Origin of the sequence: Palleniella intestinalis (assembly GCF_013166595.1) — a bacterium.
In the GTDB taxonomy this organism is placed as follows: Bacteria; Bacteroidota; Bacteroidia; order Bacteroidales; family Bacteroidaceae; genus Prevotella; species Prevotella intestinalis.
In genome coordinates this window covers 361,960-388,750 of the sequence record NZ_JABKKG010000002.1, presented here as the reverse complement: position 1 = coordinate 388,750, position 26,791 = coordinate 361,960, and the positions used below count along the sequence as shown (strand labels likewise).

The following is a 26,791-nucleotide window of genomic DNA, read 5'->3' as shown; positions in this document are numbered from 1 at the left end:
GTTTTGGGTAATTATTTTTCAGGTAGTTTTTCTGCGGTTTTCCGCTGCCGGGTTCATTCCTTTTCCGGCTGTCTTGTTGTGCCGCGGATGATGAGTTTTGTCCTGACAATCCTCTTCTCCACTTTCTCGTAAGGGATGGTCTTTTCCGCTTTGCCTATGATGATTGACGCCGCTTCCTCACCGACTTTCTGTCCATGCTGGTCAACGGTGGTGAGCATAGGGTCGCATGCCTTTGCGCGCTGGCCGTTGGTGAACCCGCAGATGGCCACATCCTCGGGCACGCGCAGTCCCATTCTCTTGGCTGCATAAAGGATGCCGATGGCTGTGTCGTCGTTGACGGCAAAGAAGCCGTCGGGCGGATTGTCAGAAAACAAAATGGGGGGGGTAATTTGCTCCGCATCGGTGCGATTGTCGCAGATGTGCACAAGATTCTTGTCCATTTCCATCCCGTATTTCAGCAGTGCATCCTTATAGCCGTTGAAACGGTTCTTTGAGATTTCAAGTGTCATCGCCGAACCGAAGAAGGCTATGCGCCGGCAGCCTGTTTCGATGAGGTAGCTCACGGCATTGAATGCTCCGCAATAGTCGTCGACAACCACTCGGTTGGCGTTTATTCCGGTGCAGATGCGGTCGTAGAACACAAGTGGGATGCCTTTGTCAATCAGCCGCTGGAAATGGTCGTACTGCTTTGTGTTCTTGGCTTGTGAGACGATGATTCCGCACACTTTGTTTTCAAGGAAGGACTGGCATATCCGCACTTCGCGCTCATACTCCTCCATGCTCTGTGCCGCCATAATCCTGTAGCCGTGACGGCTTGCCATCTCCTCTATTCCTGCGAGGACAGAGGAGAAGTAGTAATGGACGAACTCCGGGAGAATCACTCCGATGACTTTCATTGGCTTAATCCTGCTGTTGTGTAATGATACGGCGATGGCGTTAGGCGTGAAGCCATGCTCCTTCGCATATTGCTGGATAGCCCGGCGCTTTGCAAGGCTTATCCTCGGAAAATCCTTCAAGGCACGTGACACAGTCGTTACCGATACGCCGAACTGCTTGGCGATATCCTTCATCGTGAGTTGTGTATTTTCTTTCATTTGCGTTTCTTTCGCCTGTTGGCAGGATAGTTGTTTTAATTAGATAAAAAGTCGTTATTCTCGCTGTTCGCAAGCATGACGGTGGGAGGGAGTCGCAGGACACGGTGTCGTGCAGGTGTGACTCTGTTACAAAATTCGGAAAAATTCTTGGCATTTGCAAGAATTTCGCGAAACATTTTGCGTTTCGTGTCTCACATTTCCTTAATTGTTGTCATGTCCACCGGTAACGTGGGCATTATTATAATGTACACGTTGTTCATCAGGAGAGTGTCCGCTCAGGTTAGGTGGTTATAGGTTGCTCCAACAAGAAGGTTTTAGTCCTGTTGAGTTTTGTTGAGTGCAAAGTTATCTATTAAACTGAAGAGTTATGGCATTAACTTAATAAAAACAAGTTTAGAAGCTGCGCAACCGTTAATCCTGCAAAAGTGTTCGAAAGGTGAAGAAAAAACCTTAAAGAAATGGAAAAAACATCTACTTTTGCATCGTGAACCTGAAATCACTGCCCAATGGGCTGTTTTTAAGACAGAAAGAGTGTTTAACTAACTTTTAATAATATCTTTTTTATGAATGTAATGATGAAGCAATCAGACATCAGATTTCCATTCAGGCTGGCAACTCTCATATTAGGGTTGTTTCTGGCAGTCGGGGCTTTTGCGCAAGTTACTGTCAATGGACATGTAAAGGACGCACAAGGCGAACCGATTATCGGTGCCACTATCCGTGTGGCAGGTTCTAATGCAGGTGCCGTGAGTGATTTTGACGGCAACTTCAGTATCAATGCTGGCAAGGGGGACAAGCTCTCCGTGTCGTATGTTGGCTATCAGCAGGCAACAGTGACTGTCAACGGTCCTTCCGTTGTCATCACTATGCAGGACGATGCGAAAATGCTTGAAAACGTTGTGGTGATTGGTTACGGTGTGGCAAAGAAGAATGACCTTACAGGTTCTGTGACAGCCATCAAGCCGGACGAGAAGAACCACGGCTTGCAGGTGAGTGCACAGGACATGATTCAGGGCAAAATTGCCGGTGTGAATGTCTCAAGCCATTCCGGTGCTCCTGGTGAAGGTGCGCAGATCCGTATCCGTGGTGGTGCTTCCTTGAATGCCAGCAATGACCCGCTCATTGTCATCGACGGTATGGCTATGGACAACAATGCCACAAAGGGCATGAGTAACGCTTTGTCGCTTGTGAACCCTAACGACATCGAGTCATTCACAGTGTTGAAGGATGCTTCTGCGACAGCTATCTATGGTTCACGTGGTTCTAACGGTGTGATTATCATCACCACAAAGAAGGGACGCAAGAATCAGGCTCCGAAGATTTCCTACAGCGGAAACATTTCTGTAAGCACAGTGGCAAAGAAGCTTGACGTGATGAACGCACAGGAGTATGTAAGCCATATCAAGAATTATTATGGCGAGGACTCTCCTGCTTACCTTGGTCTCGGTTGGAAGAAGTTCAATGCTGATGGCACACCGGACTTCGCTGCCGGCACATACGACACTGATTGGCAGAAGGAAATCTATCGCAACGGTGTAAGCCATGACCACAACATCACAGCGACAGGTGGTGTTGGCAACGATGCTTGGTCAATGCCTTATCGCGTGAGTGTTGGCTATACAAATATGGAAGGTGTGCTGAAAGGCTCTGACTACAGCCGTTTCACAGCAGGATTCACACTGAATCCTTCATTGCTGAATGACCACCTGAACCTGAACATCAATGCAAAGTACGCTTATTCAAGCAACAGACCAGGCGGTACAGATGCTATCGGAGCTGCAACAAGCATGGACCCTACACGTCCTGTGTTCAGCACTGACGAGCAGTTTAAGAACTGGGGATACTACTGGCAGTGGACAAAGAACACAACAGAGTATGACCCTACATTCCTTTATGCACGTAACGACGATGCACCACGCAACCCTGTAGAGCTTGTAAACAACTACACTTGGAAGAAGAAGGGTACAGTGCTGCTTGGTAACTTTGAGGTTGACTATAAGATTCACGGACTTGAGGATATCCGCCTGCATGCAAACTTTGCCGGTGAGTATGCCGATGGTGGTGAGTACACAGACAACCTTCCAAAGTCAACATACGGCTTCTATTACGGTGGCATAGGTGAGAATGTTGAGAAGAAATACAACGTGACAGCCACAGGCTACGCACAGTATTACAAGGATTTCAACGACGATCATCATTTCGATGTTATGCTCGGTTACGAGTACAGCCACTTGAAGTATTGGGGAAACAGCTGGAACAAGTCTTTCTATCCTTCAACAAACGAGAGCTTCTACGACGATGGCACTCCACGTGCAGGCACAGAGAACAGTTCTTCTGTAGCTCGCTGGAAGGGACAGACATACCTTGTCAGCTGGCTTGGACGTGCAAACTACACACTTTTGAACCGCTACCTCTTCACATTCACAGCTCGTTATGACGGTTCAAGCCGCTTTGCCGACGGTCATCGCTGGGGCTTCTTCCCATCAGCTGCTTTCGCTTGGCGTGTGAAGGATGAGGCTTTCTTGCGTGACAACAATGTCATCAGTGACTTGAAGCTGCGTCTTGGCTGGGGTAAGACAGGTCAGCAGGATACAGGAAAAGAGTACTATACAGCGATTTACAAGAAGAATACAACTGTAGACCACCTCTATCCTGTAGGTCCTAACAACCCTGGTAACATCTATCAGCCACTGCCTTACAATGAGGATCTTACATGGGAGACAACAACGACATACAATGTTGGTATTGATTATGGTATGTTCAAGCAGCGTTTGACACTTAGTGCCGATGCCTACTATCGTAAGACCACAGACTTGCTCTGTACTCCTACAATCCCTGCGGGTCAGAACTTTGACAATGCTATCATGCTTAATGCGGGTTCACTTGAGAACACAGGTGTCGAGGTTGCTATCTCCGGCAAGCCTGTACAGGGCAACGGATGGTATGTGGACATGGGTGTGAACTTCGCTTACAACCATAATAAGATTAAGGAACTCTATGGCGGACGTGATGTCATCAACGCAGGTATGAAGGTTGGCACTGACCAGCAGATTACTTATCATCAGGTTGGCAGACCTGCAAACTCTTTCTGGGTTTACCAGCAGGTTTATGATGAGGCAGGACGTCCTATCCAGGGATGCTATGTTGACCGTAACTCCGACGGTGCTATCGACGAGAACGACCGCTACTATTATAAGAACATCGTGGCTCCTTGGACAGGCGGTTTCTACCTGAAGGTTGCTTACAAGAACTGGGATCTCGGAACAAACTTCCGCGCAAGTTTCGGCAACTATGTGTACAATGGCATAGAGTCTGGCAAGGCGAACACATCAGCTCTTTATAACTCTAAGGGCTATTACGAGAACAGCACAGCTGACTTCGTGGCTCTCGGATGGACTTCATACAACTATGCTCTCAGCGACTATTTCGTGCAGAACGCAAGTTTCTTGAAGTGTGATAACATCACATTGGGCTTCAACTTTGAGAACATACTCAAGGGTGGCAACTACAACGGTCTTTCCGGTCGTCTCTATGCTACATGCTCAAATGTGTTCACAATAACAAAGTACAAAGGTCTTGACCCTGAGCAGAACGGTGGTTATGAAGGAAGTGTTTACCCACGCGGACGCACATTCATCTTCGGTTTGAACCTTAATTTCTAACTTTAATTAAAAGAGATATATTATGAAACTACATAAAATGACAAAGACGCTTCCATTGGCAGCAGTCCTGCTTGCTTCTGCCGGATTGTCTTCTTGTATGAGCGATTTGGACAAGGGAAACATTGACCCTACTGTAGAACCGACTCCTAACATTACGGCTCTGTACAGCAAGTGCTATGCCGGACTGATAATGGAAGGCCTTGACGGCAACGCTGACTTCACCATTGATGACAACGGTAAGTCAACATTGTTGCGAAACATATTCAACTTCAATGAACTGCCAACCGATGAGTCTATCTGCTGGTGGTCTGACGGTGGCATCACTGACATTAGCTACAACCAGTGTGTGCCGGGAACTGCTACACTGAAGTTCCTGTACTACCGACTGATGGCTAACCTCACATATTGCAATCATTACATCAATCTTGAGGCTGCACAGAATGCTGACAAGACAATGATGGCAGAGGTTCGTCTTATCCGTGCATACAACTACTACTTGATGCTGGATTTCTTTGGCGATGCACCGTTCATCACGACAATCACATCGGCTGTGCCACAGCAGGCTCATGTGTACAATGAAAAATTTGATGCGTCAAAGACTTACACACGTGCGGAATTGCTGCAGCTTGGCAGAGAGTTCCTGTTCCACTGGGTGGAGGGTGAGCTGAAGACTGCTGAGGCTGATTTGCTTGAGGCTAAACCTGAGGTTGACACTGATGCAGACTACGGACGTGTGGACAAGGCTGCGGCATGGCTGCTCCTCAGCCGTCTGTACCTCAATGCCGGAACATATTTGAACAACGACGGCCAGAACAACCCTTATTGGGGTGAGGCTCTGAGGTATGCGGAGATGGTTATCAATTCTCCTTATTCTCTCTTCGATGACAGCAAGATGTCACAGGCGGCAAAGGACAACGGCTACAAGCCATACGACCTCCTGTTCATGGGCGACAATGGTTCTAACGGCGCAAGCTGTGAGGCTATTCTGCCACTGCTTCAGGACGGTAAGATCACAAAGGGCTGGGGTGGCTCTCTGTTCTTCATCGCTGCATTGTGGAACGACCAAATGAAGAACGTGACAGACTTGACTGCGGGCACTACCGGCAACAACTGGTCAGGTATGCGTATGCGTCCTGAGTTTATAGCTAAGTTTACAAGCAACCCTGAGACATTCGTAGGAAAGTCAACAGCTGAAATCCGTGCCATGGGTATTGATGACCGTGCCCTCGTTTGGGGCAAGGGTTCAGACTCCGACACTCGTACACTCGACCTTGGCGACAACTCCAGCTTCTATCAGGGACTGGTTACAACAAAGTGGCACAACAATTACTCTACAGGAGCCACACCACACGATTCATACGATGTGGACATTGACTTCTTCCTGTTCCGTGTGGCAGAGGCTTATCTCAATGCTGCCGAGGCAGAGATGCACCTTAATGGAGAGTCTTCACTGAAAGCAAAGGGCTACATTGATGATTTGCGCAACCGTGCACATGCCGGCACACGCAGCTCTTATACTCTGAACGACGTGCTTGACGAGCGTTCCCGCGAGATGTACTGTGAAGGTCTGCGTCGTCCTGACCTTATCCGCTATAACCAGTTTGGTGGCACACAGGCTACATACAACTGGGCGTTTAAGGGTGGAAATGCCAATGGCGTAGCATTCCCTAAGTACCGCAATGTTTATCCTATTCCTACATCTGAGGTTATGGCAAACTCTTCCATCGTTCAGATTGACGGCTATAGTGAGATAGAATAATAACATCGAACCTAAAAACAAAGAATAAATATGAAAAACAAAATATTTATTGGAGCTGCGTTGCTTGCCACAGCAAGCATGTTCACAGCGTGTTCGGACGACAACGACTCTAATCCTACGCTGATTCAGCCGACAGAGTTTGTCCTCAACACACCTGCATACGCTAACATTGATGTTGACCTTGCAAAGACACAGACTCTTGAACTGTCATGGTCACAGCCTAAGTACACGGCTGAAAATGCTCCTATCAATGCGACATACGAGGTACAGGTGTCAACAACCGACAGCTACAATGTGTCAACAGACGAAGCGGCTGCCGATGAGGAGAATAAGAAGGTTGCAGACTATGTTATCCTTAACGAGACTGCCACCACTTGCAATATTGAATTGCCATCATCTTCTTTGGCAAAAGCAATCATGGAACTGACCAAATGGGACGAAGCAAATGTACCTGAGGTGTGCCCTGTCTACCTCCGCGTGAACGCTTACGTTGCAGAGGGTGACAAGAAGCTTAACCCTATAGCTTCAAACTCTGTGAAAATTAACGTCAATCCATATTACATCGAGTTGAAGGATGCTACTCCGTTGATGTGGTACTTCGTTGGTAACATGTTTGGCGGCAAGTGGGGCAGTGACATCGGTGTTGACGCTCTGCCAATGTTCCTTGACCCAGCATTTGTTTATGACAAGAAGACCGGCACAGGTGAAATAACTTATCTGAACTATTTCATTACAGGTCCTTACAAAGAAAACGGTGAGAGCGATGAGGCAGGCTTCAAGATTCAACGTGCCGACTTCAACTGGGATTATGGCATGACAGGCGACGGCAGCCAGTACGACAAGATTAACTATCGCAATGGTGGCGGTGACGGCGGTCACATCGTAGCCGGTGCCGATGGCTACTACCTCATAACACTGAATACTGCAAACAACACTGCGACAATGGTTAAGCAGGACATTGCACCTGAGAACTATGGCAATATCTGCATTGCAGGCTCATTCAATGGTTGGGGAGACACTCCGATGAATGCATACAACAAGGACGGTGTTGAGAATCACGCTTGGTATTATGTCTTGGACGTTACCGATGCACAAGCTACTTTCAAGATCAAGACTGCAGGTGATTGGGAAACTGGTGTAAACTGGGGTTACGACAGCAATGGCGGAACAGTTCTGAACGCTGTAGGCCAAAAGGGTGGTGGCGACATCACACTCACAACAGGCAAGTACTGCATCTCATTCAATGACATCAATGGTGTGTTCAGTATTGTAAAATTGTAAAATCTTAAAACAGAAAACATTATGATTAAGAAATTATTATACGGAGTTGTTATCGCCGCAGGACTTGTTTCCTGCAACGATGACTACACTGATTGGTCGGCACCTCAGCACAATGACCCAGAGACTCCAATGGAGCTGCCTAACATCAGTGTCCAGACAGCAACCGCTTCCATTAATGTGGGCGAATTGGAAGACGCAGGTACTGTTAATGTATCATTGGTGAACTTCCAAGGGGATATTCCTGAGAATGTTCAGGTCACAGACCGCTATGTAGAGCTTGTGCCTACGGCCGCAACGGCAGCGGCTACCGCAACAGTTTCCATAGACGCATCAGGAGTGGCTACTGTGGCAGACCTCAATGACGCTGTGGTAGAAGCTTTGGGCGACAATGCAGAGTCTGTGCAGTACAACATTAACGGTAATGTCTTTGTCAAGATGCTTGTCGATGGATACGCTACTTGCGCCAATGTCGGAACAATACAGTTCGCTGTAACACCGAAGGTTATTCCTGATGTTCCTGCAGCAGGCTATATCTTTGACACAGAACCTGTTCTTTACCTTACCGGCAGCAACTATGGCTGGGGTGGCACATGGCTTCCTTTGGTTCCTGTCAATGGTCATCCTACCATGTCTTGGAGAATCGTCTATCTGCATGAAGGCGAGGAATTCAAGTTTGCTCCACAGGCAGGATGGGGCAATGACTTCGGAATGTCAGCCACAGTAACTGACAATGCAGGTATGAACCCTTCCGGCGGTGATAACATCAAGGTGGGCAATGCCGGCTGGTACATGCTTATCGTTGACAACACTGACGGAGCAAGGACAGTGACAATCAACAAGCCTGAGATTTATCTCATTGGTGATACATGGGGAGCATGGGACGCAGCAATGCCTGACGCAATGTTCGAGATTCCTACCGAAGAGAGCGGCGTGTTCATATCACCTAAGTTCAAGGCTGACGCAGCAGTCCGTATGCATGTTGCTGTTCCCGGAGCAGACTGGTGGCAGTCAGAGTTCGTAGGACTTGAGACCGGAGAGGTTGACTTCCGTGGCAACGGTGGTGACCAGGCTCGCGTGAATGTCAAGGCAGGACAGCGTGTTTACCTTAACCTTAATGGCGGTGGCGCACTTTACAAATAACCCAAAAACGTAGAGACTATGAAAAAAATAATATCATTAGCAGCATCAGTGGCATTCCTTCTTGGAATGTCCACCGTTGCCAATGCCCAGGAAACGAAAGTGGTTGACCCTGAGGGCGGACACTATTTCATTGGTATAAAAGGCGGTGCACAGGCTACACTGACTCACTACAACTTTACCGACCTCGTCACACCTCAGTATGGCATTTACTTCGGTAAGTATTTCAACCAATATCTTGGTGTCAGACTTGATGTCACAGGCTATCAGAACAAGGGCGGATTCAAGGCAAGCCGTTACGATTTCATCCCAAACGACTACGCTTATAAGTTCAATGCCGGAACTGCGGACATCGACTTGCTGTTCAACATGACAAACATCATCAACCCAAAGCGTGTCAACCGTTCATGGAACTGGAATCTTCTTGCAGGATTCGGAATGAACTACACTTGGGAGCGTGATGAGTTTAATGCTTATGTCAGCTCACTGAAATACTACGAAGGACCTCATCCGGGAGTGCCAAGCCGCTTCTCTTGCAACGGCCGCGTTGGCACACAGGTGGAGTATAACTTCAGCAAGAACTTCTCAATCATGTTCGAGGCTGACGCCAACTACAAGAATGACCAGTACAACCTCAAGTTCAACGACCAAGTGGATTGGCAGGTGCAGGCATTCATCGGCATAACATACAAGTTCGGTCATAAGACAAAGAAGGTTGTGAAGCCTGCTCCAGAACCTGCTCCTGTGGTAAGGGAAGAGCCAAAGCCTGTAGTTGTCGAGAAGAAGGAAGAGCCAAAGCCTGTAGTTAAGGCTAAGGAGACAACTCAAAAGGAAATCTTCTTCAAGATAAACAAGTCAGAGGGCACAGAGGCTGAGAACAAGAAAATCGCCGAGGCAGCAGAATGGCTGAAGGCTCATCCGACAGCAAACGCTACTGTCAAGGGCTATGCCGACAAGGGCACTGGCAATGCAAAAATCAACGCTCGCATCGCCAAGAAGCGTGCTGACAATGTCGCAAAGAAACTCACAGACGTTTATGGCATCGACGCTTCACGCCTTGAGGTAAGCTCTTATGGCGACACAGTACAGCCTAAGGCTGCAAACAATGACAACCGTCTTGTCATTATTGTAGCGGCTGAGCAGTAACTCCTATCTCTATTTAATGCAAACACAGGAATGGCAGATTAAAATGCCGTTCCTGTGTTTTTTTGTTCACCATGTGTAGGAATGGTCGGGTGCAAGTCTCTCATGCAGTCGCATCGTGCCAAGCTGTTTCTTTGTGATATGGGAAAGAAACAGCTTTTGATGTTGGTGGTCTTATATCTCTTTTGTCAATCTGTAAGTAAATAAAATAAACTGTTTGCAAAGTGTTAGGTAAATCACTGTTTATGCAATCTTAAAAATCCAACAGATGTTAAAATATGGTTGATATAACGAAAGGTAACACTTGACAGTGCAAAGCGTTACCTTTCACTAAGTCAAGCGTTACCTTTTGCAATGCGAAGGGTTACCTTTCATAGTGTCACTTATTGTATTCTGGTTTTTGACACTTGGGACTATGCAAACTACAGCTTGCTTATCCGGAATGCCGCTTGAAATATAGCTTCCTCATCAGGTTGTCAAACAACAGGCAAAGGATGAATGCCATGAGGAACAATGCATAGAAGGACAGTCCCGGTATGTCACTGATTTCCGGTTTGCCGGCAGCCGATGCATATTTGCGAACCATGTCACCGCAATAGAGGGATAGGCACACGATGCCACATGCCGCAAGGAATACAGAGGCAGCTATGGTGGCCGCGAACGTCAGGCGCTCCGTCCTCTTTTCGCGAAGCCATGCGGCTTCCTCGATTTTCTGCATGGTGCGGAAGGTGAAGTTTGAGGAAAGGCTGGGCTTTGGCTGTTTCCTTATGGCTTTTTCCAATCCTTTGTCTTTTTTTATTTCGTTCATTTTTTCTGTTGTGTTATGAGTACATGAAGTTTTCTGCGTATGCGGTGCAGCTTCACCTTTGTGTTGTTTTCTGTAATGTCAAGTACGTCGGCAATCTCAGAGACTGTTTTGTTCTCCATATAAAATAAGGTGATGATTGCCCGTTCGTCAGCGTCAAGTTTTTCAATTGCCATGTTAAGCCGTGCTATCTGCTCTTCGCTTTCGTCGTTCAGCGTATCGTCCACTTGCTTGTCCGAGATGTTGGCGAGCAGCGTGTCATCCATTATCAGCGTTTCCTGTTTCTTCTTTCTCGTGGTGGAGATTGCCGTGTTGTAGGCGATGCGGTAGAGCCATGTGGAGAAGCTGCTGCCTTTCTTGAAGGATGAAAGGTGGTTGAAGGCTTTGAGGAAACAATCCTGCGTCAGTTCTTCCGCATCCTCCCGGTTGCCCACGATACGGACAATCAGTGTGAAAACCTGTTGCCCGTACTTGTCAAGGAAGTGCTCAAAGCAGGATGTTTTTCCGCTTAATGTTGCTTGGATGATATGTGCTTCTTCGTCTTTCATTTCATTTGTTTAGACGCAGACTGGTGAAAAAGGTTACATTCTGCTGAAGAAAAAATATTTTTTCCACAAATGTGTAACCTATGCGGTGGTGTTGCGTCTAAAGGGGTAGAAGTAAACAATTTCATTAACTTAAAAAAACGAATACGATTATGATGGATTTTATTATGGTTCCTGCACTCTTTGGAGTCATCACTTTAGGAATTTACAAGTTGTTCGAGCTCTTTGTCTGCAAGAAAGAGCGGTTGACCGTTATCGAGAAAATGGGGGACAAGTTCACACCTGACATGCTGGAGCATAAGATAGGGTTCTCCTCGATAGGGAATTTTTCTTTTTCGGCATTGAAGATTGGATGCTTGCTGGCAGGCATGGGCTTGGGACTGTTGGTTGGCTTTTTTGTTTGCAGTGCAGGCATTCCGGGCTATCTCTATAATGATGGAAAACTGGACATCAATGGTTGGGATAGAAACATGGTTCATGAGGTCAGCTCAATGCTTTATGGAGCGAGTGTCCTGCTCTTTGGCGGCATAGGCTTGCTTATAGCATTTGTAGTGGAGCTGAAGTTGGGTGGCAAGAAAGAATAATTGCACTGGTATATAAAGAGCAAATCCCTTGTCCTTGATATGTTGTCGGACAAGGGAGTTGCTCGTTTGCTGAAACTTCGTATTTAGTAATTTTGTCTTTTGCTGGGCAAAGTCTTCTTCAGTAAGAGCATTTTACCACAGTGCGACTTTCCCCACTCCGCTGATTTCAAGTTGAGCTTTGATGTTCAGCACTTTGAAAATACGTGAGATGGTTGAGATGGTAAGGTTTCTTCCATTTTCGATTCTTGACACTTGAGCGCGTTGCACACCAAGCAATTTTCCTAATTGTTCCTGTGTCAGATTCTTTGACTGCCGAGCCTGCTTGATAGCCTCGCCCATTAGGAATGCTTGAATGTCAGCCTCAAACTTGTCTCTTTTCTCAGTGCCGATTTGTCCGATATGCTTGTCAAGTATTTCTTCTTCTGTATAGATTCTCATGTTGTGTGGTGGTTTTGTAAAATGTTGATTATTTTTTTTACTATTCGGCAGAAGACTTTAACTCAAAGTATTTAGCTCTTATCGCTTCAGCCTTGGCTATTTCTTTTGATGGGGTTTTCTGTGTTTTCTTTGAAAATCCATGCGTGGCTACAACAAGTGTGTCCGACCTTGAATCCCAAAAAGCCAGCATACGGTATGCCAAACCATTGTATCTTGTGCGAAATTCCCAAATGTTTGTGTCGCCTAACTTTTTGAAGATTTCCGGGTCAATAACATACTTTGATTTGTTGATGTTATAGAGAATCTTATCCCGCACCTTAGTGGGTAACGAGTCCAAGAATTCGTCTGCTTCATCCAGATACGCAACTTTGAATTTAGCTTTGATTTCCATAGAATTATTATTTGTGTGCAAAGATAGCAATTTTGTTACATATATGGAAACAAATCATGGATTATTTTTTCCATTATTCTTATTTTTCGCCGAATGGCGGTAGTTGGGTTGGGGAGCGCAAGTTTTTGTTGTCAAAACGCATATTTACAACTTGTTTTTCCAAAGTGCCATCTTTCGCAGGACGGTAGTTTACAGCTTGTTTTGCAATCGGTTGCACAAGGTTATTCATATAAATAACATATTAATCAATACTTATCTCTGCATTATACATTAACTTTGTAACGAAAACAAGAAAAACATGTATAACTAACACAAAACCTACACATGAAGAAACTCTCTACTTTACTTGCATCGGCATTCGTGTCTGCCTCGATGATGGCACAGGGGTGGCCCGCGAACTATAACGGGGTGATGCTGCAAGGATTTTTCTGGGACTCGTACACCGACACACAGTGGACAAATCTTGAGTCACAGGCGCAAGAACTGTCGGAATATTTCAACCTTGTATGGGTGCCGAACTCAGGAAACTGCAACACGTCGTGGAACAACATGGGTTATATGCCGGTCTTTTATTACGACCAAAACTCAAGTTTCGGCACGGAAAGCCAGCTGCGCTCCATGATTTCCACGTTCAAGAAAAACAATGTCGGCGTGATTGCCGATGTCGTTGTCAACCACCGCAACAATCTTGGCGTTAACGGTTCGTGGGTGGACTATCCTGTCGAGACCTACAACGGCACACAGTGGACGATGTATCCTACCGACATTGTCGCCAATGATGACAATGGAAAGACTGCCACTTGGGCGAAGAACAACGGCATATCGCTGAGCTCAAACTACGACACAGGTGAGGGGTGGGACGGTTGCCGTGACCTTGACCACAAGAGTGAGAACGTAAGGAAGAACATAATCAACTACATCCAATACCTGAAGAATGACCTCGGATATGCGGGTTACCGCTATGACATGGTGAAAGGCTACTCCGCTTCCTACACCGGAGAATACAACAAGGCGGCCGATGCGGAGTTCTCCGTGGGCGAATACTGGGACGGAAACACCGGCGGACTGAAGTATTGGGTGAACGGAACAAAGGTTGACGGTGTCATACAGAGTGCTGCTTTTGACTTCGCATTGCGCTATGCGGTGCGTGATGCTTGCAACAGTGGCTCATGGAACAATCTTGCAAAGGCCGGTTTGAACCGTGTTGACGACTATGCTTACTCACGTTATGCCGTGACTTTCGTGGAGAACCACGACACTCAGTACAGGAGTGCTTCGGAGCCGAACGACCCTGTCAAGAACAACATCGAGGCTGCAAACGCTTATCTTCTCTGTTCTCCGGGCACACCGTGTGTGTTCCTCAAGCATTGGAAGGACTACAAGGAGGAGATAAAGCAGATGATAAACGCCCGCCGACTTGCAGGCATCACTAACCAGAGCAAGATTCTTGAAATCGGCAGTGCACCGGCATATTATGTGATGAAGACCAACGGTGACAACGGGAAATATGTCTATCTTGTCACAGGAAACTATAATCCTGACAACACAAGCTATATGACTCTCGCCACAAGTGGCAAGAATTACAAGATTTATCTCTCAAACAATGTTGAGTCGCCATGGGCAAGCAAACCGTCAGGCACTTACAGCAACTCTATCGATGTCACACTTACAGCAATCTCTGAGGACAAGAATGCGCGACTGGTCTACACCACCGACGGCACAGAGCCTACCGCTTCAAGCACCGCAGTGAACAGCGGAGCGGTGATAAACATTGCTGCCTCCACTGTACTGAAAGTGGCTTTGCTGAAGAACGGAACACCGCAGAACACCGTGATATACAACTATACAATAAAGGTTTTTGAGCCTCACAAGGCTACAGTCTATGTGCAGGATCCGGGATGGAACAGCATGTATTTCTACGCATGGGATGGTTCAAAGTCGTTGCTTGGTGAATGGCCGGGAACAAAGATGACCACCACAACGGAAATCAATGGCAAGCAGTGGTACAGTCATTCTTTCGACGTGAACACAGCTGATTATAGTTTCAACATCATCTTCAATCAGGGCAACGGCAAACCGCAGACTGTAGACATCGGTCCTATCACAAGTGACAAGTACTATGTGCTCTCTTCGTCAATGACAAACGGCAAGTACACAGTCACAGACATTACGGATACAATGACCGGAATAGAGGGTGTTGTGACAAGCACAGTGGCTTCTCCGACGAAGGTTTACTCCATTGACGGCAGACTGCTGTACACCATGCCTGAGGGTTCTGCATTGTCGGAGGTCATGCAGAAGCTGGATAAAGGTCTGTATATAATCAATGGAAAGAAATACTTGAAACGATAAGTCTCTTTTTAATATAGGTAAAGGCAAATGAAAAGTCAGGATAAGCACTGTTTCCGGTGCGTCTGTCCTGACTTTTTTGTTTCTTTTCGCTTGAAAGTGCAGCACATTATTGTTACAATACTTTCACAAACTGCACTTTTTCTTTGTTGCGTGGCTTTGCTTGCGGAGCTTCGTCCGGGAAGCCGAGGGCGACGATAAGGCAGAGATTGTAATGCGCACTGAATCCGAGTTTGTCAAGCAAGTCGTACTTTTCCTTCATGGAACGGACAGGCATTCCGAGGTTTATAGTGCCCAGACCGTAGGCGGTGGCGGCAAGACAGATGTTCTCAGAGAGCAGTCCGCAGTCAATTTGTGCCATATCGTACTCATCATTGGCAGCGATGAACAGATAGACCGGTGCTTTGTACAGTCCTTTGATGTTTTCTGAAAGGTAAGCAGCCGACTTCGGGTCGTCCACGACTTTCACCTCATAGTTCTGCGCATTCATGCCGTTTGGAGCGTTTATTCCGCATTCGATGATTCTGTCCAGTGTGTCGCGGGACACAGTCTGCGGTGTAAACTTCCGTATGCTGCGGCGCGCCATGATATTGTTGATGACGGTTTCCGTATCGTTTTGTCCGCTTTTTCCTGTTGCCGGCTTATCGGAAGAAGCAGTGCATGAACTTGCACCGAGTAGCAGTGCGAGGAGGAATGTTGTGAGTGAATGTTTCATAGTGTAATCAGTTTGTTTGTAATCATTCAAGAAACTCTATGCGACTTGCCGAGAAATAGCTTATAGTTTGCCAAGGAATTTCTCACGATTGACTATGAAGCGCAGGTGCGAACCTTTGCCTAAGAGCGTTCCGTCGCAATAAGCCTCAATCTCAAATGTCAGTTTTCTGCCGTCAACAGTGACGAGTCGTGCTGTCGCTTCCACTGTTTTGCCCACCGGAGTAGGGCAAAGGTGGCTTGATTCGATATGCCCTCCGACTGTTGTCTCTCCTTCCTGCAGACTGCCGGCGACAGCAAGCATGGCGGCATTCTCCATTAATGCCATCATCCGTGGTGTTGCAAGCACCGGCATATCGCCGGAACCAAGGGCGATGGCAGTGTCACTTTCCTTTACTGTAAGGCATGATGTATAGGTCAATCCTTCTTTTATCATATTGAAAATACTAACTTTACTTACAAAAAAACTTGTCAATTTATTTAAAACAATTATGCCATGCCCTGCGCCAATGAAGGCGTTGAAGGCATGGCATAGATGCGATTACTTGCTCAAAGAAGCGATAGTCTCTTTCAGAGCAGCTATCTTTTCGAGAGAGTCTGCCTCTTTCTTGCGCTCGAGAGCGACAACAGCCTCAGGTGCGTTAGCCACGAAACGCTCGTTGGAGAGCTTCTTGCGGATGCCGTTGAGGAAGCCTTCAAGGTGCTTCAGCTCTGCCTCTGCCTTAGCGATTTCCGCCTCTGTGTCGATGAGGTCGCCAAGAGGAACGGCATATTCGCGTGTGCCAATCATAAATGATGATGAGCCGTCGCCCTTCTGCTGCACATAGTTGATGTCAGAGAGTCCCGCCATCTTCTTGATGATAGTGTTGAGTTCTGTGTCGGCATCTGCCTCGTTTGCCACAATCTCCAGTGTCAGCGGCTCACGCGGAGCGATGTTCTTTGACTGCCTTACGCCACGCACTCCGGAGATAATCTGCTTCGCTGTCTCGTAGCGTGAAAGGAGGGTCTTCTCCTCGTCGGTGAGAGCATCGAGCTTGAAGACATCCACCATGAGCGCCTCACCGTCCTTGCGGTCGATGATATGCTGCCACAATTCCTCGGTGATGAACGGCATGAACGGATGGATTACGTGCAGGAGCTTGTCGAAGATAGCCAAGGTCTCCTCGTAAGTCTTACGGTCAATCGGAGCTTGGTAAGCAGGCTTGATCATCTCAAGATACCAGCCGGAGAACTCGTCTGTGAACAGTTTGAATGCTGTCATCAGTGCATCGTTGAGACGGTATTTACTGAAATGGTCATTGATTTCCGCATAATCGGCCTTGATTTTTGCGTTCATCCATGCTATGGACTTGGCGTTGCTCTCAGGCTGCTCTATGTCCGCAACCTCCCAACCTTTGACAAGACGGAAAGCATTCCACATCTTGTTGCAGAAATTCATACCCTGTGCGCATAACGCATCGTCATAGAGAATGTCGTTTCCGGCAGGCGCAGCAAGCATCATTCCCATACGCACGCCGTCGGCACCGAAGCGTTCGATGAGTTCGAGAGCGTCAGGAGAGTTGCCGAGAGACTTGCTCATCTTGCGTCCAATCTTATCACGCACAATACCGGTGAAGTATACATTGCGGAACGGAATATCCTTCATGTACTCGCATCCGGCCATAATCATGCGCGCAACCCAGAAGAAGATGATGTCTGGTCCTGTCACAAGGTCGGAAGTAGGGTAGTAGTACTTGATTTCCTCGTTGTCAGGATTGTTGATGCCGTCGAAGAGTGAGACAGGCCACAGCCATGAAGAGAACCATGTGTCGAGAGCATCCTCGTCGCGACGGAGCTGTTCCATGGTGATAGCCGGGTCGATTTCCTTTGCCTTCGCAAGCGCTTCCTCCTCGGTAAGTGCAACGACAAAACGCTCATTGCCGTCCTCTGTCTCAGGCAGGAAATAAGCCGGAATGCGGTGTCCCCACCACAACTGGCGTGAGATGCACCAGTCCTGGATGTTCTCCAGCCAGTTCTTGTATGTTGTGACGTATTTTGTAGGATAAAATTTCAGCTTTCCTTCCAGCACCGGTGGCAATGCGATGTCAGCCATGTGCTGCATGGAGAGGAACCACTGCTTGCAGAGACGCGGCTCGACGGCAGTGTCCTGGTTGCGCTCTGAGTAGCCCACCTTGTTGTCATAATCCTCAATGTGATCCATCAGCCCTGCCTCCTCGAGGTCCTTGGCAATCTGCTTGCGGACAACCATACGGTCCATTCCGACATACAGGCCACCTGCCTCGGAGATTGTTCCGTCAGGGTTGAAGATGTCGATAGTCTCCAGATTGTGAGTCTTGCCCAACGCATAGTCGTTCACGTCGTGAGCCGGAGTGACCTTCAGACAGCCCGTTCCGAACTCGATGTCCACGTATCTGTCCTCGATAACAGGGATGACACGGTTGACAAGAGGCACTATAACCTTATGGCCTTTCAGCCACTGGTTCTTCACATCCTTAGGGTTGATGCACATAGCGGTATCGCCCATGATTGTCTCCGGACGTGTTGTTGCGACAATGGCGTAGTAGCCCTTCTCGTCCTTATGGAACACTTCGCCCTCTTCGCCTGTCAGTACGACAGGATTGGTGTCGGCATCGGCAACGTAGTACTTCAAGTGATAGAGCTTTGATTTCTCCTCACGGTAGATGACCTCCTCGGTGGAGAGCACAGTCTGTGCTTTCGGATCCCAGTTGACCATGCGCAGGCCACGGTAGATATACCCCTTCTCGTAAAGGTCGACAAACACTTTCATCACTGACTCCGAACGCTTCTCGTCAAGAGTGAATGCAGTGCGATCCCAGTCGCATGACGCTCCGAGCTTGCGGAGCTGCTTAAGGATGATGCCGCCATGCTCCTCTGTCCATGCCCAAGCATGCTCAAGGAACTGCTCACGTGTAAGGTCGCGCTTCTTTATGCCCTGCTGTGCGAGCTTGTTCACGACCTTTGCCTCTGTGGCAATGGATGCATGGTCAGTGCCCGGCACCCAACAAGCGTTCTTTCCGTCAAGTCGCGCCTTGCGGATAAGGATGTCCTGAATAGTGTTGTTGAGCATGTGTCCCATGTGCAGGACGCCTGTGACATTAGGCGGTGGGATAACTATCGTGTACGGCTCTCTGCCGTCAGGCTTGCTTGAAAAGAGCTTGTGGTCAGTCCAGTACTGATACCATTTGGCTTCCACATCTTTCGGATTGTACTTGCTTGCTAATTCCATTTTCTTCTTATAATCTTTATTTTTAATTTCCAATTTGAGGTACAAAATTAATGATTTTTTTGTGAATAGCTTTTCAAAATAGGTGTTTATTATAAAATAATAACATTCATATTATGAAGAAAAAGTTGTTAGTCTTGTTTTCAAAACTAACACCAAGCGCTTCATGTAATAGTCATTCATACTATTTGCCGAAACCTTTCTGACCTTTCCATTTTTTTATTTCTTTGTCGAAATCGCTTTCAAACAGATTCATTTCGCGTCTTCGATAAATTTCAAACTCGTTTTCAGCCTTTTCGATAGCTTCCTTATGTGAGATGCTTCCATTGCCAACCAACACTTGACGCTTGTGCGCAATGATCTGGTTGTCAAGCGCATCAATCCAGTCTTTCATGGTCATAGGATTCATTTCCAATGCCTGAAACTCTGCAAAGTCGAGGAATCCGGACACAAGAAGGTTCAAGCGCTGCAATTCTATTTCTGAGAGATAGTTCTTGGCTATCTTGACATCGTCTTTGGTGACATAATTCCCTTTGAAATTTGTCATGCCAACAAACGGTTTCTCGTTGTCTACGCGATTATAGATAACCTCTGCTGCCGTATTCTTTGCACCTTTCGATTGCCTTCTTGGCGAACTGTCAAGAAATTCTTTACAGTTCGATTTTCTTCCAACTCCCCGTCTTTTAATATGTTGTCAATATGTTGGCTAATATTCTGTTATTTTGTTTTCTTCTGCCATGGTTGTATGTTTTTCAGATTCATACTGTTCCGTCAACAATTGTTTTTCAAATAGTTTGTGAGTGTGGAGTGGGATCTTTCTCCCTTCTACAAAAGGTATTTCTTTTATTTCATATAGCAAAATATTTTTTGTGAAATGTTTGAAATTCAGCTTTGGAACTTGCTGAGTTTATTCATTGGCGAGCTGATTCTGAGGAATTGGTTGCCATGCTTTATGGGTATGACGCCAAACAAAATGTTTGCAGATTAGCTGCTTTGGTATTTGTTTTCTTATTGGGCGGAAATGTTAAACCCGATGAAAAGTTTTTACAAAGCAAACTTGTGAGTTTTCTAATTCTTGTTCCTTGAAAACGGCAGGATTATGCTTTTGAGGGTGGAAAATATATGTTTGCGACCTTATGTGTAGCGAAAAATGATGTGAATGGTAACGGTTTGTGATGCGAAGAGTAACGAATTGCAGTGTAATTCATAACCTTTTGTCCTGTAAATCAATACTAATCGCCTTGCAAATCAATATCAATCGCAGTCGTTTGAGGTGATGATGATAGAATGGAAAATGTTATCTTGTTGATTGACAGAGGATTGACGGAAAGGTGGAATTTCAGCCATTTTCCGATTATTGTTTTTGAATTTTGTTTTGAGGCAAATATTTATGTTAAAAAATGGGTGAGTTTTCTAATCGGTGGTCACGCAGATTTCGCAGATATACGCAGATGATACAACAATTCGGTAAGAAAGTGTTGGCATTCGAAACCAGCGTGGAGAGTCTTGTCATTATGTGGATTTCCAAGAGAAAAATGCAGGCGTTGCATGAAAAAACAAAGTTTTATCATAGATAAATGCTATTCTTACGTTAAATTTCGTTGTAGGATTCTCATGTTTGCGAAATAATCTGTAAATTTGCAAAATATTACGTGCGTTCATAATAAAATGAATTGACATCGCAACATAACATAATAAAACTTAACAACAATTATGGCAAAAAAAAACGAAAAACTCTTCAGCGAGTTTGTCGCACCGTCACGTCAGGAATGGCTTGACAAGATTCAGGTTGACCTGAAGGGCGCTGATTTCAACAAGCGTCTGGTGTGGAAGACTAACGAAGGTTTCAATGTGCAGCCATTCTACCGCAAGGAAGACGTGGAGAAGCTGCAGACACCGGAGGCTATGCCGGGCGAGTTTCCTTTTGTCCGTGGCAACAAGAAGCTCGACAATGAATGGTATGTGCGTCAGAACATCGTGGCAGACTCTGCTGCGGAAGCAAACGCTAAGGCACTCGACGTGCTCAACAAGGGCATCACATCCCTTGGTTTCCACATCTGTGGCTCACAGCTCAGCCGTGAGTACGTGGAGACTCTGCTCGAAGGAATATACTGCGACTGCGTGGAGCTGAACTTCACCACATGCAAGCGTCACTCCGTTGAGCTTGCCGAAATGCTTGTCGACATCTTCGAGAAGAAAGGCTATGACAAGGAGAAGATTGTCGCTTCAATCGATTGGGACCCAATGGAGAAGATGCTCGGCGGCAAGGATGTCGAGGGCGTGCTTCAGTTCGCAAAGCCTCTCGTTGAGGCTGTCAAGGACTATCCTCACTTCCGCGTGATAGCAGTCAACACTGTCGCACTGAGCAATGCCGGAGCATATATCGTGCAGGAACTGGGCTACGCTCTCGCATGGGGTGCCGAGTACTTGCAGATGCTTGTCGAGGCAGGTGTCGATGCTACTCTCGCTGCAAGGAAAATCAAGTTCAACATGGGCATTTCCGAGAACTATTTCATGGAGATTGCCAAGTTCCGCGCGGCACGCCTTCTGTGGGCGGAGATTGTCAAGCAGTACAATCCAACTTGCGACTGCGCTTGCAAGATGATTGTGAATGCCGAGACAACAAAGTACAACATGACTGTCTTTGACGCTTATGTGAACATGCTTCGTTCACAGACAGAGACAATGTCTGCGGCTCTTGCCGGTGTCCACTCAATCGTTGTCACACCGTTCGACGCGGCTTATGAGAAGCCGAACGATTTCTCTGAGCGCATCGCACGCAACCAGCAGCTGCTCCTGAAGGAAGAGTGCCATTTCGACACTGTCGTTGACCCGTCAGCAGGTTCTTACTATATTGAGGAGCTCACTTCTTCTCTCGCAACAGAGGCTTGGAAGATATTCCTCAATGTCGAGGAGCAGGGTGGCTTCCTTGCTGCCATAAAGGCCGGGACAGTGCAGGATGACATCAACGCTACAAACGACAAGCGTCATCTCCACGCTGCACAGCGCCGTGAGTTTATCCTCGGCACAAACCAGTTCCCTAACTTCATCGAGACTTCTGAGGGCAAGGCTCCTCTCGCTTCCGAGTGTAAGGGCACATGTGGCGAGGAAGGCACGCTGAAGGCTGTCAAGGCAACACGCCTCGCTGCGGACTTCGAGAACCTCCGTCTTGCTACTGAGAAGGCTGAGAAGCAGCCTGTTGCGTTCATGGTTACCATCGGTAATCTTGCATGGCGCCAGGCACGTGCACAGTTCTCTTGCAACTTCCTTGCCGCTGCCGGCTACAAGGTTATTGACAACCTCGGCTTCAAGACTGTTGAGGAGGGCGTCGATGCAGCTGTTGCGGCAGGTGCAGACATTGTCGTCCTCTGTTCAAGCGATGACGAGTATGCAGAGTATGCAGTACCGGCGTTCAAGTATCTTGACAACCGCGCAATCTATGTCGTTGCAGGTGCTCCGGCATGTGCCGAGGAACTGAAGGCTGCAGGCATAGAGAACTTTATCCATGTCAAGGTCAACCAGTTGGAGACTTTGAAGATGTTTAACTCAAAACTCGGTATCTAAACGATTATGGCAAGAAAAGATTTTAAGAATATTGATATCTTTGCAGGTATCGAGAAGAAAGACGGCGCACAGTGGCAGAAGGACAATGGTGTGAAGAACGTGTGGAAGACACCTGAGCACATTGAGGTGAAGCCGGTCTATACAAAGGAAGACCTTGAAGGCATGGAGCATCTTGACTTCGCTGCCGGTATTCCTCCATTCCTCCGCGGTCCTTACTCAATGATGTATCCTTTCCGCCCGTGGACAATCCGTCAGTATGCCGGATTCTCTACAGCTGAGGAGTCCAATGCGTTCTACCGCAGAAACCTCGCTTCCGGACAGAAAGGTCTGTCAGTGGCATTCGACCTTCCTACCCACCGTGGCTATGACCCTGACAACATGCGTGTTATCGGTGATGTCGGCAAGGCAGGTGTTTCTATCTGCTCTGTTGAGAACATGAAGGTTCTGTTCGACGGTATTCCATTGAACAAGATGTCTGTCTCAATGACAATGAACGGTGCGGTTCTCCCAATCCTCGCCTTCTACATCGTGGCAGGACTTGAGCAGGGTGCGAAACTCGAAGAGATGGCAGGTACAATCCAGAATGATATTCTGAAGGAGTTCATGGTGCGTAACACCTATATATATCCACCGTCATTCTCCATGAAGATTATCGCCGACATCTTCGAGTACACATCAAAGAACATGCCTAAGTTCAACAGCATCTCTATCTCCGGCTACCACATGCAGGAGGCAGGTGCTACTGCTGACATCGAGCTTGCTTACACTCTCGCCGACGGTATGGACTACTTGCGTGCCGGTGTGAACGCAGGTATCGACATCGATGCTTTTGCTCCACGTCTCTCATTCTTCTGGGCTATCGGCATGAACCACTTCATGGAGATTGCCAAGATGCGTGCCGGTCGTCTGTTGTGGGCTAAGATTGTCAAGAGCTTCGGTGCGAAGAACCCTAAGTCAATGGCTCTCCGTACACACTCACAGACATCAGGCTGGTCACTGACAGAGCAGGATCCGTTCAACAATGTCGGCCGTACATGTATCGAGGCTATGGCTGCCGTTCTCGGACATACACAGTCCCTGCACACAAACTCTCTCGATGAGGCTATCGCACTGCCGACAGACTTCTCTGCACGTATCGCACGTAACACACAGATTTACATCCAGAACGAGACAAAGGTATGTAAGGAGATTGACCCATGGGCAGGTTCTTACTATGTAGAGTCTCTGACTCAGGAGCTTGTCGAGAAGGCTTGGGAGCATATCCAGGAGATCGAGAAGCTCGGCGGTATGGCTAAGGCTATCGAGACAGGTGTGCCAAAGATGCGCATCGAGGAGGCTGCTGCCCGCACACAGGCACGTATCGACTCAGGAGTGCAGACTATCGTCGGCACAAACAAGTACCGTCTTGACCATGAAGACCCAATCGACATCCTCGAGGTTGACAACACTGCAGTGCGTCTCCAGCAGGAGGCTGCGCTCAAGGAACTCAAGGCTAACCGCGACAATGAGGCTTGCCAGAAGGCACTTGATGCTCTGACAGAGGTGGTACGCACAGGTGAGGGCAACTTGCTTGAGGCTGCTGTCGAGTGTGCTAAGCTCCGTTGTACACTTGGTGAAATCAGTGACGCTTGTGAAAAAATAGTAGGACGTTATAAGGCTGTGGTAAGAACAATTTCAGGCGTTTATTCTTCTGAGTACAAGAAGGACGCAGAGTTTGAAGAGGCTGTTCGCTTGACGAACGAGTTTGCCGAGAAGGAAGGACGCCGTCCTCGTATCTTCGTGGCAAAGATGGGACAGGACGGTCATGACCGTGGTGCGAAAGTTGTTGCTACGGGTTATGCTGACTGTGGTTTCGACGTGGATATGGGACCTTTGTTCCAGACTCCTGCCGAGGCTGCCCGTGAGGCTGTCGAGAACGATGTGCACATCGTCGGTGTGTCATCCCTTGCTGCCGGTCACAAGACTCTTATCCCTCAGCTTTTTGAGGAGCTGAAGAAGCTCGGACGTGAGGACATCATGGTCATTGCCGGTGGTGTCATCCCTGCACAGGATTATGACTTCCTCTACAAAGCAGGTGTTGCCGCAATCTTCGGTCCTGGTACCTCTGTGGCTTACTCTGCAAAGACAATGATGGAACTCCTTATGGATAAGGACTAACATAAACACAAAAACGCTGAGGCCTTCGGAATCCGAAGACCTCAGCGTAATCTGTTACAGGTTTTATAAAAAGCAAAAACGATGAAAGATTTTTTTAAGAACATTCTCGCCACAGTATTCGGCGTATTCCTTTGCATAGGTATTTTCATTGCATTCTCCATTATCAGCCTTATTGGCATGGCAGCATCATCGTCAACGGAGACTGAGGTTAAGGATAACTCGGTGCTTGTCCTCAATCTCCGGGGACAGATAAATGAACAGGGTGCTGATGACCCATTCGCAGGATTGCTTGGAGACGAAGGACTGTCATTAGGACTCAATGACATCCTTTCTGCTATTGACAAGGCAAAGGACAATGATGACATTAAAGGAATCTACATCGAAACCGGTACACTTTCCACTGACAATGCTACCATTCAGGAGATACGCAATAAACTGAAGGAATTCAAGGCTAAGAAGAAGTGGATTGTCGCTTATGGCGAGTATTTCACACAAGGAGCATACTATCTTGCTTCTGTAGCCGATAAGGTGTATATCAATCCTTATGGTCATCTTGACTTCCATGGCATCGGTGCACAGCCAATGTATGTCAAGGATTTCATGGCGATGTTCGGTGTGAAGTACAATATAATAAAGGTGGGCACATACAAGAGTGCCACAGAGATGTACACAGAGGAGAAAATGTCTGACGCTAACCGTGAGCAAGTCTCCGCATACATCAACGGCATGTGGCAGAATATTCTGAAGGACATCTCTGCTTCACGCAAAATCAGTGTCGCAGAACTCAATAAGATAGCTGATGGTTTTACGGTCATGGGCACAACCAAGACTCTCAAAGCTCAGAAACTTGTCGACGGTATGCTGTATGCCGACCAGGTGAAGGCAGAGGTGAAGAAACTTCTCGGAGTAGACGCTGACAAGGAGATAAACCAGCTCAGTGTCGCTGCGATGAAGAATGTCCCAGTAAAGAACAAGTCTGACAACGAGATTGCTGTGTACTACTGTGAGGGCTCGATTGTACAGCATCCGGTACAAGGCTTCGCCATGGGCGGCACAACACAGATTGTAGGCAAGGATGTGTGCAAGGACCTTGAGAAACTTGCCAAGGACGATGGTGTGAAAGCTGTAGTCCTGCGTATCAACTCTCCCGGTGGTGATGCTTATGCTTCCGAGCAGATGTGGCACTACATCTCAGAGTTGAAGAAAGTGAAGCCGGTTGTTGTCTCCATGGGCGGATGTGCTGCTTCCGGTGGTTACTACATGTCATGCAACGCTTCATGGATTGTTGCCCAGCCAAACACTATCACAGGTTCTATCGGAATCTTTGGCGCATTCCCTGATTTGACAGGCTTGATGACACAGAAACTGAAGTTCCACTACGATGAGGTCAAGACAAACGCTAACTCCACATTCTCTCCTGTGGCCATGTCACGCCCTCTCACTGCTGACGAGATTGCTGCCATGCAGACATGGATAAATGAAGGATACGCCCTTTTCCGCAAACGTGTTGCTGACGGACGCAAGATGAAGGTTGAGAAAGTGGAAGAGCTTGCACAGGGTAGGGTTTGGCTTGCCACTGACGGTTTGAAGAACGGACTTGTCGACCAGCTTGGTGGACTTGATGATGCAGTGAAGAAAGCTGCTCAACTGGCTAAGATCAATGACTACAAGACTGTGGATTATCCTGCCATGCCAGACATGATGTCTCAGCTCTTTAACAAAATCAGTGGCGGAACAGGCAGCGCTCTTGACGAGCAGTTGCGTCTCGCTCTTGGTTCGTACTATGAACCGTTTATGCTGATGCGCACTGTCAACGAACAGTCTCCTGTTCAGGCACGTATGCCATATTTCCTTGAGATGAAGTAATCCTCACTTGTTAATACAATAACCCCACTACTTTGGCTGCTCCAACAGACGGCAGCCACAT

General features: G+C 47.4%; 19 protein-coding genes and 1 pseudogene. 11 read left to right on the top strand and 9 right to left on the bottom strand.

Annotation, left to right across the window (positions count from 1 at the left end):
* Positions 1-53 precede the first annotated feature (53 nt).
* Positions 54-1,094 carry a LacI family DNA-binding transcriptional regulator gene (locus HPS57_RS04135; RefSeq protein ID WP_172180412.1) on the bottom strand — a complete coding sequence of 347 codons (1,041 nt, stop codon included), beginning with the start codon at positions 1,092-1,094 and terminating at the stop codon, positions 54-56.
* Between the two features lie 575 nt (positions 1,095-1,669).
* Here HPS57_RS04135 and HPS57_RS04130 point away from each other — a divergent pair.
* Genes HPS57_RS04130 through HPS57_RS04110 form a run of 5 tightly spaced genes read left to right on the top strand, consistent with a single transcriptional unit; the run spans position 1,670 to position 10,079 of the window.
* Positions 1,670-4,756, top strand: a complete 3,087-nt coding sequence (locus HPS57_RS04130) for a SusC/RagA family TonB-linked outer membrane protein (protein ID WP_172180669.1) — start codon at positions 1,670-1,672, stop codon at positions 4,754-4,756.
* 22 nt (positions 4,757-4,778) lie between these two features.
* The gene (locus HPS57_RS04125) at positions 4,779-6,515 is read left to right on the top strand and encodes a RagB/SusD family nutrient uptake outer membrane protein (RefSeq protein ID WP_172180410.1); all 1,737 of its coding nucleotides are present in this window, start codon (positions 4,779-4,781) and stop codon (positions 6,513-6,515) included.
* Between the two features lie 30 nt (positions 6,516-6,545).
* Complete coding sequence (locus HPS57_RS04120) at positions 6,546-7,796, top strand: SusE domain-containing protein (protein WP_172180408.1); 1,251 nt, start codon at positions 6,546-6,548, stop codon at positions 7,794-7,796.
* Positions 7,797-7,817: 21 nt separating this feature from the next.
* Positions 7,818-8,936 carry an Outer membrane protein SusF domain-containing protein gene (locus HPS57_RS04115; RefSeq protein ID WP_172180406.1) on the top strand — a complete coding sequence of 373 codons (1,119 nt, stop codon included), beginning with the start codon at positions 7,818-7,820 and terminating at the stop codon, positions 8,934-8,936.
* Between the two features lie 18 nt (positions 8,937-8,954).
* The gene (locus tag HPS57_RS04110) at positions 8,955-10,079 is read left to right on the top strand and encodes an OmpA family protein (RefSeq protein ID WP_172180404.1); all 1,125 of its coding nucleotides are present in this window, start codon (positions 8,955-8,957) and stop codon (positions 10,077-10,079) included.
* A 430-nt stretch (positions 10,080-10,509) separates the two neighbouring features.
* Here HPS57_RS04110 and HPS57_RS04105 read toward each other — a convergent pair whose 3' ends face one another.
* Positions 10,510-10,884: a hypothetical protein gene (locus tag HPS57_RS04105; protein WP_172180401.1), complete on the bottom strand. Its 375-nt coding sequence runs from the start codon at positions 10,882-10,884 to the stop codon at positions 10,510-10,512.
* Entirely contained in the window at positions 10,881-11,429 is a 549-nt protein-coding gene (locus HPS57_RS04100; protein WP_172180399.1) for an RNA polymerase sigma factor, read from the bottom strand. Before HPS57_RS04100 ends, HPS57_RS04105 begins: the two co-directional genes overlap by 4 nt.
* 149 nt (positions 11,430-11,578) lie before the next feature.
* Here HPS57_RS04100 and HPS57_RS04095 point away from each other — a divergent pair, with 149 nt between their 5' ends.
* Positions 11,579-12,010, top strand: a complete 432-nt coding sequence (locus HPS57_RS04095) for a DUF6249 domain-containing protein (RefSeq protein WP_172180396.1) — start codon at positions 11,579-11,581, stop codon at positions 12,008-12,010.
* Between the two features lie 132 nt (positions 12,011-12,142).
* Here the strand turns inward: HPS57_RS04095 and HPS57_RS04090 are convergent, their stop codons facing one another.
* Together HPS57_RS04090 and HPS57_RS04085 are read right to left on the bottom strand one after the other, a co-directional pair.
* Positions 12,143-12,448 carry a helix-turn-helix transcriptional regulator gene (locus HPS57_RS04090; RefSeq protein ID WP_172180394.1) on the bottom strand — a complete coding sequence of 102 codons (306 nt, stop codon included), beginning with the start codon at positions 12,446-12,448 and terminating at the stop codon, positions 12,143-12,145.
* Positions 12,449-12,488: 40 nt separating this feature from the next.
* On the bottom strand, positions 12,489-12,839 hold the full coding sequence (locus tag HPS57_RS04085; protein ID WP_172180392.1) for a type II toxin-antitoxin system RelE/ParE family toxin: 351 nt from the start codon (positions 12,837-12,839) through the stop codon (positions 12,489-12,491).
* Positions 12,840-13,163: 324 nt separating this feature from the next.
* On the opposite strand from HPS57_RS04085, the gene HPS57_RS04080 reads away from it, so the two are divergent.
* The gene (locus HPS57_RS04080) at positions 13,164-15,191 is read left to right on the top strand and encodes an alpha-amylase family glycosyl hydrolase (protein WP_172180390.1); all 2,028 of its coding nucleotides are present in this window, start codon (positions 13,164-13,166) and stop codon (positions 15,189-15,191) included.
* A 112-nt stretch (positions 15,192-15,303) separates the two neighbouring features.
* Here the strand turns inward: HPS57_RS04080 and HPS57_RS04075 are convergent, their stop codons facing one another.
* The 4 genes and pseudogenes from HPS57_RS04075 to rhuM form a co-directional block, all read right to left on the bottom strand.
* Positions 15,304-15,903 (bottom strand): nitroreductase family protein, encoded by a 600-nt coding sequence (locus tag HPS57_RS04075; RefSeq protein WP_172180388.1) that lies wholly within the window; start codon positions 15,901-15,903, stop codon positions 15,304-15,306.
* 60 nt (positions 15,904-15,963) lie between these two features.
* The gene (locus HPS57_RS04070) at positions 15,964-16,335 is read right to left on the bottom strand and encodes a thioesterase family protein (RefSeq protein ID WP_172180386.1); all 372 of its coding nucleotides are present in this window, start codon (positions 16,333-16,335) and stop codon (positions 15,964-15,966) included.
* 105 nt (positions 16,336-16,440) lie between these two features.
* Positions 16,441-19,146: a valine--tRNA ligase gene (locus HPS57_RS04065; protein WP_172180384.1), complete on the bottom strand. Its 2,706-nt coding sequence runs from the start codon at positions 19,144-19,146 to the stop codon at positions 16,441-16,443.
* 181 nt (positions 19,147-19,327) lie between these two features.
* A pseudogene (gene rhuM / locus HPS57_RS04060) lies at positions 19,328-19,750 on the bottom strand (RhuM family protein); the annotation flags it as partial.
* 284 nt (positions 19,751-20,034) lie between these two features.
* Here rhuM and HPS57_RS04055 point away from each other — a divergent pair.
* The 4 genes from HPS57_RS04055 (at position 20,035) to sppA (ending at position 26,730) form a co-directional block, all read left to right on the top strand.
* Positions 20,035-20,229: a hypothetical protein gene (locus tag HPS57_RS04055; protein WP_172180382.1), complete on the top strand. Its 195-nt coding sequence runs from the start codon at positions 20,035-20,037 to the stop codon at positions 20,227-20,229.
* A gap of 627 nt (positions 20,230-20,856) precedes the next feature.
* Complete coding sequence (gene mutA, locus HPS57_RS04050) at positions 20,857-22,707, top strand: methylmalonyl-CoA mutase small subunit (RefSeq protein WP_172180380.1); 1,851 nt, start codon at positions 20,857-20,859, stop codon at positions 22,705-22,707.
* 6 nt (positions 22,708-22,713) lie between these two features.
* Positions 22,714-24,864 (top strand): methylmalonyl-CoA mutase, encoded by a 2,151-nt coding sequence (scpA, locus tag HPS57_RS04045; protein ID WP_172180378.1) that lies wholly within the window; start codon positions 22,714-22,716, stop codon positions 24,862-24,864.
* A gap of 81 nt (positions 24,865-24,945) precedes the next feature.
* Complete coding sequence (gene sppA / locus HPS57_RS04040; RefSeq protein WP_172180376.1) at positions 24,946-26,730, top strand: signal peptide peptidase SppA; 1,785 nt, start codon at positions 24,946-24,948, stop codon at positions 26,728-26,730.
* Positions 26,731-26,791: the final 61 nt, after the last annotated feature.